The following is an 11,580-nucleotide window of genomic DNA, read 5'->3' as shown; positions in this document are numbered from 1 at the left end:
GCGGTTGTCACCGCCGGGCCTGTGGTGTGTCCGGCCCCGGGCCCGCCGGAGCGGATCCGGGGCCGTGAGGCAGCATGGGGTGCGTACGTCATGAGGCCGCACGCGAGTGCGCGGAGAACACGAGTGCGGGGAGACGCAGTGGAGAAGCCGAGGGTCGTCCTGGGGGTCAGCGGAGGCATCGCCGCGTACAAGGCCTGCGAACTGCTGCGCAGGCTGACCGAGTCCGGCCACGACGTACGGGTCGTGCCGACCGACGCGTCGCTGAACTTCGTCGGGGCGGCCACCTGGTCGGCCCTCTCCGGAAACCCCGTGTCGACCGAGGTCTGGGAGAGCGTGCACGAGGTGCCGCACGTCCGGATCGGGCAGGGAGCGGATCTCGTCGTGGTCGCCCCCGCCACCGCGGACATGCTCGCCAAGGCCGCCCACGGCCTGGCCGACGACCTCCTCACCAACACCCTGCTCACCGCACGCTGTCCGGTCGTCTTCGCGCCGGCGATGCACACCGAGATGTGGGAGCACCCCGCCACCCAGGAGAACGTCGCCACCCTGCGCCGCCGCGGCGCCGTCGTCATCGAGCCCGCGGTCGGCAGGCTCACCGGTGTGGACACGGGCAAGGGCAGGCTGCCGGACCCGGGGGAGATCTTCGAGGTCTGCCGGCGCGTGCTGACCCGCGGCCCCGGCGCCCCCGACCTCGCGGGCCGTCACGTGGTGATCAGCGCGGGCGGCACCCGTGAGCCGCTCGACCCCGTGCGCTACCTGGGCAACCGGTCCTCCGGCAAGCAGGGCTACGCCCTCGCCCGCACCGCCGTCGCGCGTGGGGCCCGGGTGACGCTGATCGAGGCCAACACGGGGCTCCCCGATCCCGCGGGCGCCGACGTCCTGCGTGCCGGGACCGCCGTCCAGCTGCGCGAGGCCGTGCTGAAGGCGGCGGCCGACGCCGATGTCGTGGTGATGGCCGCGGCGGTCGCCGACTTCCGGCCCACCGCCTACGCGACGGGGAAGATCAAGAAGAAGGACGGCCAGGAACCGGCCCCCATCGCGCTCGTCCGCAATCCCGACATCCTCGCCGAGGTCGCCGCGGACCGGGCCCGGCCGGGGCAGGTCGTCGTCGGATTCGCCGCCGAGACCGACGACGTCCTCACCAACGGGCGCGAGAAGCTCCGCCGCAAGGGGTGTGACCTTCTCGTCGTGAACGAGGTGGGGGAGAGCAAGACCTTCGGGTCGGAGGAGAACGAAGCGGTCGTGCTCGGGGCCGACGGCGGCGAGACCGTTGTGCCGTACGGGCCCAAGGAAGCGCTTGCCGACACGGTGTGGGACCTGGTGGCGGCGCGTTTCGGTTAGATTGCACAAGCGCCGCTCCGGCGGCAGGAAAGTCACGACAATCGGCCTATATCTCGCACCCGGAAGGAGGGATTGTCGTACCGCCGTCAACAGTGCCGCAGGTCACAGACCTCCCAAGGGGCGAGACGCGTGACCCAATCACCGGAAGCGACCGATAAACTGGTCGACGGAATGTGCCGGGCGCAGCTCCCGGAGTTCCATCAATGATCAGCCAGCAGCCGCTGCAACCCCAGGGAGCGATGTGTCCCGCCGTCTCTTCACCTCGGAGTCCGTTACCGAGGGCCACCCCGACAAGATCGCTGACCAGATCAGCGACACGATTCTCGACGCGCTCCTGACCGAGGACCCCTCCTCGCGCGTCGCCGTCGAGACCTTGATCACCACTGGTCTGGTGCATGTCGCGGGTGAGGTCACGACCAAGGCCTACGCCGACATCCCCAACCTTGTGCGCAACAAGATCCTGGAGATCGGCTACGACTCCTCCAAGAAGGGCTTCGACGGAGCCTCCTGCGGCGTCTCGGTGTCCATCGGGGCGCAGTCCCCGGACATCGCCCAGGGCGTCGACACCGCGTACGAGAAGCGTGTCGAGGGCGACGAGGACGAGCTCGACAAGCAGGGCGCGGGCGACCAGGGGCTGATGTTCGGCTACGCCTGCGACGAGACGCCCGAGCTGATGCCTCTGCCGATCTACCTCGCGCACCGGCTCTCGCGCCGGCTCTCCGAGGTCCGCAAGAACGGGACCATCCCGTACCTGCGCCCGGACGGCAAGACCCAGGTCACCATCGAGTACGACGGCGACAAGGCCGTCCGCCTCGACACGGTCGTCGTCTCCTCGCAGCACGCCTCCGACATCGACCTGGACTCGCTGCTCGCGCCCGACATCCGCGAGTTCGTCGTCGAGCACGTCCTGAACCAGCTCATCGAGGACGGCATCAAGCTGGACACCGAGGGCTACCGCCTGCTGGTGAACCCGACCGGCCGCTTCGAGATCGGCGGCCCGATGGGCGACGCCGGCCTCACCGGCCGCAAGATCATCATCGACACCTACGGCGGCATGGCCCGTCACGGCGGCGGTGCCTTCTCCGGCAAGGACCCGTCCAAGGTCGACCGCTCGGCCGCCTACGCCATGCGCTGGGTCGCCAAGAACGTCGTCGCGGCCGGGCTCGCCACCCGCTGCGAGGTCCAGGTCGCGTACGCGATCGGCAAGGCCGAGCCGGTGGGCCTGTTCGTCGAGACCTTCGGCACCGCCGCGGTCGACACGGAGAAGATCGAGCACGCCATCGGCGCGGTCTTCGACCTCCGCCCGGCCGCGATCATCCGCGACCTCGACCTGCTCCGCCCGATCTACGCCCAGACCGCGGCGTACGGACACTTCGGCCGCGAGCTCCCCGACTTCACCTGGGAGCGCACCGACCGCGTGGACGCGCTGCGCGAGGCGGCGGGGCTGTAGCACGCCGGCAGTCCTTCACGCCGGGGCCCCGGACACCGTACGAGGTGTCCGGGGCCCCGGCGTGTGCGGCCGCCAGGGGGGCAGGGGGCAGCTCTTGACGACGGCCGGGACGTGTCAGTGGCGTCTGGTAGGAATGTGGCTGTGAGCAGCGACGACGAGCGGTCCGAGGAGCCCGGGTCCGGGGCACCGGAGCAGCTTGCGTTCATCCGGGAGACGGTGCGCCGGGCCAAGGTGCCGCGGGCCAAGCCGCGTACCTGGCGGGGCGCCCCGCTCGCCGAGGAGCTGCCGGTCGCCCGCGTCCTGGTGAACAAGGGCGCACTCCACCTCGATCAGTACTTCGACTACGCCGTCCCCGAGGAGCTCGACGCCGACGCGCAGCCGGGCGTCCGCGTCCGGGTGCGGTTCGGGGCCGGAGGACGTCAGGTCCGCGGCGGGAGGCGCGAGGGCGGCGGGCTGATCGACGGCTTCCTGATCGAGCGGCGGGCCTCGTCGGACTACCAGGGCGCCCTCGCGGCCCTCGCCTACGTCGTCTCACCCGAGCCGGTGCTCGGCCCGGAGCTGCTCGATCTCTCGCGGGCCGTGGCCGACCGCTACGCCGGCAGCCTCGCGGACGTGCTCCAGCTTGCCGTGCCACCGAGGAACGGCCGCGCCGAGGGCAAGCCGTCGCCCGCGCCCCTGCCGGCGCCCCCCGCCCCGTCGCCCGGGTCCTGGGAGCGGTATGCCCAGGGCCCCGGATTCCTGCGGGCGCTCGCGGAGGGAGGGGCGCCGCGGGCCGTGTGGACCGCGCTGCCCGGACCGCACTGGCCCGAGGAGATCGCCCGCGCCATGGCAGCGACCCTGGCCTCGGGCCGGGGCGCGCTCGTCGTCGTGCCGGACGGGCGGAGCGCGGGGAGGGTCGACGCCGCGCTCACCGCGGTGCTGGGGGAGGGGCGCCACGCGCTGCTGACCGCCGACTCCGGACCGGAGAAGCGCTACCGGCAGTGGCTGGCGGTGGCGCGCGGCTCCGTGCGCGCGGTGGTCGGGACAAGGGCCGCGATGTTCGCCCCGGTCGCCGACCTCGGCCTGGTCGCCCTCTGGGACGACGGGGACTCCAGCCACAGCGACGACAACGCACCCTTCCCGCACGTCAGGGAGGTCCTGGAGCTGCGGGCGGCGCACGGTCGCTGCGCGTTCCTGCTGGGCGGGACGAGCTGCACGGTGGAGGCCGCCCAGCTGGTCGAGAGCGGCTGGGCCCTGCCCCTGCGCGCGGACCGGGAGCAGCTGCGGATCGCGGCCCCCCTCGTGCGCACCGTCGGCGACGGGGAGCTCGCGCGGGACGGCGCGGCCCGCTCGGCCCGGCTGCCCAGCCTGGCCTGGCAGACCGTGAGGGACGGCCTGCGCAGCGGTCCCGTGCTCGTCCAGGTGCCACGCCGGGGTTACGCGCCCAGGCTGGCCTGCGAGCGCTGCCGTGAACCCGCGCGGTGCCGGCACTGCGCGGGGCCGCTGCAGGCGCCGGACCAGCAGGATCTCAACTGCGCCTGGTGCGGGCGGGCCGAGACGGCCTGGAGCTGCACGGCTTGCGGCGGCGTGCGGCTGCGGGCCCAGATCGTCGGCGCCCGGCGGACCGCCGAGGAGCTGGGGCGGGCGTTTCCCGCCGTCCCGGTGCGGACGTCGGGGCGGGACCATGTGCTGGACTCGGTGCCCGGCCAGCCCGCCCTCGTCGTCAGCACTCCCGGGGCGGAGCCGGTGGCAGAGGGCGGTTACGCGGCGGCGCTGCTGCTGGACGGCTGGGCGATGGTCGGCCGGCCCGACCTGCGGGCGGGCGAGGAGGCGCTGCGGCGCTGGACGGCCGCGGCCGCACTGGTGCGGGGCCAGCCGGAGGGCGGCACGGTGGTGATCGTGGCGGAGCCGACGCTGCGGCCCGTGCAGGCCCTGGTCCGCTGGGACCCGGTCGGCCACGCCCGCCGCGAACTCGCGGAACGCGCGGAGCTCGGTTTCCCGCCGGTCTCCCGAATGGCTTCGGTGACCGGACCGCCGGAGGCCGTGGCCGCCTACCTCGCCGGTGCGGAGCTGCCGCCCGAGGCGGAGGTGCTCGGCCCGGTGCCGGTGCCGGGAGCCACCCCCGGCAGGCCCCGCAGACAGGGGGACGCACCGCCCGGCGAGACCTGGGAGCGGGCGCTGGTCAGGGTCCCGCCAGGGCGGGGAGCGGCGCTGGCGGCCGCGCTGAAGGCGGCGCAGGCAGCACGGACGGCCAGAGGCACCGGGGATCCCGTACGGATCAGGATCGATCCGCCGGACATCGGCTGACAGGGCCCGGGAGGGGCGCCGTGTGTCAGCGGAACCCCGGCCCGTCCGGCGGGCCGTGTGTCCTGCGTCGCCGGACGGGCTCGCCGGGGATCACGGGACAGCCCTCAGCCGTTGCGGGGGCCGGGGAACGCGCCGGGACGGTCCGACGGCTGCGGCGGCATGGAGCGGGCCGCGGGCACGGCCGGTACGGGGGAGGAGGCCGGCACCGCACGGGTCTCGTTCTCAGGAGCGGCCTCGGCCGGCCCCGGCTGCGGGGTGCTGCGGCGTGCGCCGTAACGGCGGTGCACCGCCTGCTTGGTGACTCCGAGGGCGGAGCCCACGGCGTCCCACGAGAAGCCCAGCGAGCGGTCGAAGTCCACCGCGGCGGTGACCAGGGTCTCGACGCTGTCCCGCAGCTCCTGGGCGAGCCGGACCGTCGGGGCCGGCGCCCTCCCGTAGACGACGAAGCCCGCGGAGGGGCCGGAGCGGCGAGGACGGTAGACGTTGCCCAGCTGCGCAGTGAGGGTGCGCAGCGCGTCCACCTGCCGCCGGACCCGCTCGATGTCCCGCACCAACAGGTGCAGACTGGCACGCGCTTGGGCGTCGTGGGTTGCGTGGTCGGCCATGAACAAGCCTCTCGAACCGGCGTTGAAAGGGATCGGACCGCGCGGGGGCGGTCCACTTCGGTCAATCTCACTTGACCAACGCGTCACCCGGCCATGTGGTCACGCAATAGGGGCGTATGTGCTTATGCGCGGGGCGCACGGGCCTGCGTACGCCCCCCGGCCGCCGGGCCCGGACAGGCCGGGCGGGACCGCGGGGGCACCCCCTAGACTGGTGTGCTGCTCGCCACGTACGTTCCGCCCGAGAGGCAGTCCGCCACCCATGAAGCTCGTCTTCGCAGGCACCCCCGAGGTCGCCGTTCCCGCTCTGGACGCCCTTATCGCCTCCGGCCGCCACGAGGTGGCCGCCGTGGTGACCCGCCCCGACGCACCGGCCGGACGGGGGCGCCGACTGGTCGCCAGCCCGGTGGCCGAACGGGCCGAGGAGGCGGGCATCGAGGTCCTCAAGCCGGCCAAGCCGCGCGACGAGGACTTCCTGGCGCGGCTGCGGGAGATCGCGCCGGACTGCTGCCCCGTCGTCGCGTACGGCGCGCTGCTGCCCAAGGTGGCGCTCGACGTCCCCGCGCGCGGCTGGGTCAACCTGCACTTCTCGCTGCTGCCCGCGTGGCGCGGGGCCGCGCCCGTGCAGCACGCGGTGATGGCCGGGGACGAGGTCACCGGTGCGTCGACCTTCCTGATCGAGGAGGGGCTGGACTCGGGACCGGTGTACGGCGTCCTGACCGAGGAGGTCCGGCCCACCGACACCAGCGGTGATCTGCTCACCCGGCTCGCCTTCGCCGGAGCCGGACTGCTGGCGGCGACCATGGACGGCATCGAGGACGGCACCCTGCACGCCGTCCCGCAGCCCGCCGAGGGCGTCACCCTCGCGCCCAAGATCACCGTCGAGGACGCCCAGGTGCAGTGGTCCGAGCCCGCGCTACGGGTGGACCGTGTGGTGCGCGGCTGCACGCCCGCCCCGGGGGCATGGACCCTCTTCCGCGGGGAACGCCTCAAGCTGGTCCAGGCCGCGCCGGTCCTGGACCGCACCGATCTGGCCCCGGGCGAGCTGTCCGCGGGCAAGAACAACGTGTACGTGGGCACCGGCTCGCACGCCGTGGAGCTCCTCTGGGTCCAGCCCCAGGGCAAGAAGCCGATGAAGGCCGCCGACTGGGCGCGCGGCGTGCGCATCGCCCACGGTGAGCTGCTGGGCCTCTGAGGGCCCGGGGCGGGCGCCCCGGGGCCGGCGACGGCCTCGGGACGGGCGTCGGGGAGCCGGCGACGTACGCTGGACGGGTTCGCCCCCTCACCATCAGCGGAGCACCTTTCACGTGAACGACCAGCAGCGTCGCCGTCCCGCCAAGACCCACCGCCGGCCCCAGAAGGACCCGGTCCGGTTCCTCGCCTTCGAGGTGCTCAGGGCAGTCGACGAGCGCGACGCCTACGCCAACCTCGTCCTCCCCCCACTGCTCAAGAAGGCGCGTGCCAAGGGCGACTTCGAGGGCAGGGACGCGGCGCTGGCGACCGAGCTGGTCTACGGGACCCTGCGCCGTCAGGGCACCTACGACGCGATCGTCGCCGCCTGCATCGACCGGCCGCTGCGCGAGGTCGACCCGCCGGTGCTCGACGTGCTCAACATGGGCGTCCACCAGCTGCTCGGCACCCGCATCCCGACCCACGCGGCCGTCTCGGCCAGCGTGGAGCTGGCGCGGGTGGTGCTGGGCGAGGGCCGCGCCAAGTTCGTCAACGCTGTGCTGCGCAAGGTCTCCGCGCACGACCTCGACGAATGGGTGGAGCGCGTCGCGCCCTCGTACGACGAGGACGCCGAGGAACACCTCTCCGTCGTCCATTCGCACCCCCGCTGGGTCGTCTCGGCGCTCTGGGACGCCCTGGGCGGCGGACGCGCCGGGATCGAGGACCTGCTCGAGGCGGACAACGAGCGCCCCGAGGTGACGCTGGTCGCCCGCCCCGGCCGCTCGACCACCGACGAGCTGCTGGAGGCGCTCGGCGAGGAGAGCGGCCTTCCGGGCCGCTGGTCGCCGTACGCCGTGCGGATGGCCGAGGGCGGCGAGCCCGGTGCCCTCGCCGCCGTACAGGACGGCAGCGCCGGCGTGCAGGACGAGGGCAGCCAGCTCGTCGCCGCCGCCCTGGCCGCCGCACCGGTCGAGGGCAGGGACACCCGGTGGCTCGACGGCTGCGCCGGCCCGGGCGGCAAGGCCGCGCTGCTGGCCGCGCTCGCCGCCGGACGCGGGGCCACCCTGCTGGCCGCGGAGAAGCAGCCGCACCGCGCCCGGCTCGTCGAGCGCACTCTGGCGGGCAACCCGGGTCCCTACCAGGTGATCACCGCCGACGGGACCCGGCCTCCGTGGCAGCCCGGCTCCTTCGACCGGGTCCTCATGGACGTACCGTGCTCCGGCCTCGGCGCGCTGCGCCGCCGCCCCGAAGCTCGCTGGCGTCGCCGCGCGCAGGACCTGGAGAGCTTCGCCCCCCTGCAACGCGGCCTGCTGCGCGAGGCGTTGAAGGCCGTGCGGATCGGCGGGGTCGTCGGCTACGCGACCTGCTCGCCACATCTCGCGGAGACCAGGGTCGTCGTCGAGGACGTGCTCAAGGGGCGCGGCGGCGCACCGGTCGAGGCGGAGTGGGTCGATGCCCGTCCGCTGCTGCCCGGGGTGCCCGCACTGGGCGAGGGGCCCGACATCCAGCTGTGGCCCCACCTGCACGGCACGGACGCGATGTACCTGGCCCTGCTGCGCCGCACGGGCTGACGCGGCGCGGCACCCGCGCGGGCCGTCGGTCAGCGCGGACGGTCGCCCGAGACGGCGACACGCTCGGCCACCCTGCGGTGCGGGGCGTAGTCGTTCACCGCGTAGTGCTGCGTCGCCCGGTTGTCCCAGAACGCGACGTCGCCCGCGCGCCAGGTGAAGCGCACCTGGTACTCGGGCACATGAGCCTGCTGGAACAGCAGGCGCAGCATCCGGTCGCTCTCCTCCTGGTCCCAGCCCACGATCCGGGTGGTGAACGAGGTGTTGACGAAGAGCATCCGGCGACCGGTGTCGGGATGCGTCCGCACCACCGGGTGCTCGACCGGCGGGAAGCGGTCCTGGAAGGGGAGCAGGCGCTCCGGCGGGGTGAACCGCGCGAAACCCGGCACGAAGTCGTGCACCGCGCGCGCCCCCTCCAGACGTGCCTTCACCTCCGGCGGGAGATTGTCGTACGCGGCTGCCATGTCGGCCCACATCGTGTCGCCGCCGTACGGAGGCACCTCGCGCAGGTGGAGGACCGCGCCGAGTGCGGGACGCTCGCGGAACGTCACATCGGTGTGCCAGACGTTCTCGAAGCTCGGCGTGGACGAGCGGTCGAAGCGCGCCACCTCCGGATCGTCCCCGGCGGCCAGCAGCGGGTTGGTCTCCAGCTCGCCCCAGTTGCGGGCGAAGGCACGCTGCTCGGCCGAGCTGGGGTGCTGCCCCCGGAAGAAGAGGACCTTCCACTCCAGCAGCGCCCGGTCGAGCTCCTCGCGCACGGCGGGCGCGATGGGGCGGGTCAGGTCGACACCTCCGATCTCGGCACCGATGACCGGACCGAGCGGAACGACGTCGAACAGCGTGTAGGGCCGGTCGGGCTGCCCCGGCGCCAGCCTGCGCAGCTCGCGGCGGCCCTCGTACAGCCCGTCGGGAGGCAGCCGGGAGGCGCGCAGCGCGGGGCCGGAACCGATGGACGTGGTGAGGGACATGGGGACTCCTGTCTGCGTGGGGGTGTGCGGGGCCGCCCGCACGGGACGGGCGGCCCGTCTCGGCTCAGCGGGCCGCGTCGCGCACCGCCGCGCCGATCTCGGCGCGCAGCGCGGCGTACTCGGGCAGCCCTCGCAGCCCGTCCGGGTCGTCGTTCCCGGTACGGGGCAGGGGGATGGGGACGTCCAGGGCGACAGTGCCCGGGCCGGCGCTCAGGACGACCGCGCGGGTACCGAGGAACACGGCCTCGTCCACGCTGTGCGTGACGAAGACCGACGTGATCCCCGTCCGGGAGCTGACCGTGCGCAGATCCTCCTGGAGCCGCTCACGGGTGAGCGCGTCCAGGGCGGCGAACGGCTCGTCGAGCAGCAGCAGGTCCTTGCCGCCGGCCAGGGCCCGGGCGATGGCCACCCGCTGCTGCTGGCCCCCCGAGATCTGCCAGGTCCTGCGTCGTGCGGTGCCGGCCAGCCCGACCCGCTCCAGCAGCTCCTCGACGCGCCCGGGGCGTTCGGCCCGGGGGACTCCCGCGTAGCGCAGCGCCAGGGAGATGTTCTCCCCGACCGTGCGCCAGGGGAACAGCCGTGGCTGCTGGAAGACGACACCCGCATGACGCCCCGGCTCCGGTGCCCCGCCGTGCACGGTCACGTCTCCGGAGGAGGCGTGCTCGAAGCCGGCGATCAGCCGCAGCAGTGTGCTCTTCCCGCTCCCGGACGGGCCCACGAGCACAAGGAACTCCCCGGCCGGGACGTCGAGCGACAGCGGGCCGAGGGCGGTCACGGCGTCCGCGCCGCGACCGTAGCGATGGGTCACCCCACGCACGGACACGGCGGGCGTGACGGTTGCCGCAGCGGCTTCCCGGACGCCGTCCCGGGCATCGGCTCGGCGGTCATCCGGAGACGGCATCGCTCAGTCCTTCCACGTACACGGCCTTCTCCAGCTCCGAGAGCTCCGGTGCGGCCGGGATCTGCTTCTGTCCCGCCAGGAACTCTGCCGCACTGTGCAGGTTCTCCGCCAGGCCGCCCACCTGCCCGGGGCGGCCCAGCCACTTGTCGTCGGCCTGTTCGGCCGGCTTGAGGAAGATGCCCTGCTTCAGCTGGGCGGCGGCGTCCTGGGGGTTGATCCCGAGCTGCTTGCCGACGGCTTCGGCGGCGGCCGACGGGTCGTCATGAATGAGGTCCAGGGCTTGTGCCTGGGCCTTGCGCCAGGCCGTGATGACCTCGGGCTGCTTCTCGATGAAGGCGGTGGACGCCACCCCCAGGTCGAGTGTGGGCTTCCCGGCCGCGGCCAGTTCCCGGCTGGAGACCAGGGTCTTGCCGGTCTTCCCGAGTTCGTCGAGCGTGGGCAGCCAGACGTAGGCGGCGTCGATGTCCCCGCGCGACCACGCCGCGACGATGTCCTGCGGTTCGAGGTCGAGCAGATCGACCTTCGACGCGTCCACGCCCGACTTGTCGAGCGCGGCGAGCAGGCTGTAGTGCGAGGTGGAACTGAAGGGGGTGGCGACCTTGCGGCCCGCCAGATCCTTGACGTCCTTGATGCCGGAGCCGTCACGGGCCACCAACGCCTCGTTGTCACCGGCGACATCCAGCACCCAGGTGACCTGGTACGGGATGTTGAGCGGCTCGGACAGACCGCGCGCCACCGGGCTGGAGCCGATCGCGGCCAGATCGACCGAGCCCGCGACGAACGCGGTGTTGATGCTCGCCCCGGAGTCGAATTTGATCCACTTGATGGTGTGGTCCGGCAGGGCCTTCTCCAGCAGGCCTTTCTCCTTCACGATCAAGTCGCCGCTGGGGAAGGCCTGGTAGCCGATCCGGATCGTACTGCCGCCGCCCTGGTCGTCACCGCCTCCGCCACCGCCGGTACCGCAGGCCGTGACGACGACGAGTGCCCCCAGAGCCGCGGCGAGCATGGAGGTGCGGCGCAGACCGCGTGTTCCGGGCATGGCGTAGTCCTTCGTTCGTTGGTCGGAGGGGATCGGCACAGGGAGGCAGCCGGAGGGGTGGTACGGGGCTGGAGGGTCACGAAAGCCGGCGCCAGGGCGCGAGCCGGTTCTCGGCACCCCGCAGCAGGGCGTCGATCAGCAGGCCGGAGACGCCGATCGCGAAGAGTCCGAGGACGACCACGTCGGACTGGTTGTAGCGCTGGGCGTCACGGATCATGCCGCCGATGCCGGGCAGTCCGTTGACGGTTTCGGCGG

The 11,580-nt window shown here is 73.5% G+C and carries 9 protein-coding genes and 1 pseudogene; 5 read left to right on the top strand and 5 right to left on the bottom strand.

Annotated features, from left to right (window positions below; all coding sequences use genetic code 11):
- The first annotated feature begins 138 nt into the window (after positions 1 to 138).
- The 3 genes from coaBC (at position 139) to ACFWFI_RS34250 (ending at position 5,077) form a co-directional block, all read left to right on the top strand.
- Positions 139 to 1,341: a bifunctional phosphopantothenoylcysteine decarboxylase/phosphopantothenate--cysteine ligase CoaBC gene (coaBC, locus tag ACFWFI_RS34260; RefSeq protein ID WP_387398048.1), complete on the top strand. Its 1,203-nt coding sequence runs from the start codon at positions 139 to 141 to the stop codon at positions 1,339 to 1,341.
- A 241-nt stretch (positions 1,342 to 1,582) separates the two neighbouring features.
- Positions 1,583 to 2,791: a methionine adenosyltransferase gene (gene metK, locus ACFWFI_RS34255; protein ID WP_387398046.1), complete on the top strand. Its 1,209-nt coding sequence runs from the start codon at positions 1,583 to 1,585 to the stop codon at positions 2,789 to 2,791.
- Between the two features lie 141 nt (positions 2,792 to 2,932).
- Positions 2,933 to 5,077, top strand: a complete 2,145-nt coding sequence (locus ACFWFI_RS34250) for a primosomal protein N' (protein ID WP_387398045.1) — start codon at positions 2,933 to 2,935, stop codon at positions 5,075 to 5,077.
- A gap of 104 nt (positions 5,078 to 5,181) precedes the next feature.
- Here the strand turns inward: ACFWFI_RS34250 and ACFWFI_RS34245 are convergent, their stop codons facing one another.
- Positions 5,182 to 5,682: a hypothetical protein gene (locus ACFWFI_RS34245; RefSeq protein WP_387398042.1), complete on the bottom strand. Its 501-nt coding sequence runs from the start codon at positions 5,680 to 5,682 to the stop codon at positions 5,182 to 5,184.
- A 259-nt stretch (positions 5,683 to 5,941) separates the two neighbouring features.
- Here ACFWFI_RS34245 and fmt point away from each other — a divergent pair, with 259 nt between their 5' ends.
- A complete protein-coding gene (gene fmt / locus ACFWFI_RS34240) occupies positions 5,942 to 6,874 on the top strand; it encodes a methionyl-tRNA formyltransferase (protein ID WP_387398040.1) in 933 nt (310 codons plus the stop codon).
- Between the two features lie 112 nt (positions 6,875 to 6,986).
- A complete protein-coding gene (locus tag ACFWFI_RS34235; RefSeq protein ID WP_387398038.1) occupies positions 6,987 to 8,420 on the top strand; it encodes an RsmB/NOP family class I SAM-dependent RNA methyltransferase in 1,434 nt (477 codons plus the stop codon).
- Between the two features lie 29 nt (positions 8,421 to 8,449).
- Here ACFWFI_RS34235 and ACFWFI_RS34230 read toward each other — a convergent pair whose 3' ends face one another.
- From ACFWFI_RS34230 to ACFWFI_RS34215, 4 genes and pseudogenes are all read right to left on the bottom strand, one after another.
- Positions 8,450 to 9,385, bottom strand: coding sequence for a TauD/TfdA dioxygenase family protein (locus ACFWFI_RS34230; protein ID WP_387398036.1), 936 nt, complete (start codon positions 9,383 to 9,385; stop codon positions 8,450 to 8,452).
- 64 nt (positions 9,386 to 9,449) lie between these two features.
- On the bottom strand, positions 9,450 to 10,286 hold the full coding sequence (locus tag ACFWFI_RS34225) for an ABC transporter ATP-binding protein (RefSeq protein ID WP_387398033.1): 837 nt from the start codon (positions 10,284 to 10,286) through the stop codon (positions 9,450 to 9,452).
- Entirely contained in the window at positions 10,270 to 11,325 is a 1,056-nt protein-coding gene (locus ACFWFI_RS34220; protein WP_387398031.1) for a taurine ABC transporter substrate-binding protein, read from the bottom strand. Before ACFWFI_RS34220 ends, ACFWFI_RS34225 begins: the two co-directional genes overlap by 17 nt.
- A gap of 76 nt (positions 11,326 to 11,401) precedes the next feature.
- Positions 11,402 to 11,580: pseudogene (locus ACFWFI_RS34215) on the bottom strand (ABC transporter permease); the annotation flags it as partial.

Source organism: Streptomyces sp. NPDC060209, from assembly GCF_042728155.1.
Lineage (GTDB): Bacteria > Actinomycetota > Actinomycetes > Streptomycetales > Streptomycetaceae > Streptomyces.
This window is presented reverse-complemented; position numbering and strand designations above follow the sequence as displayed.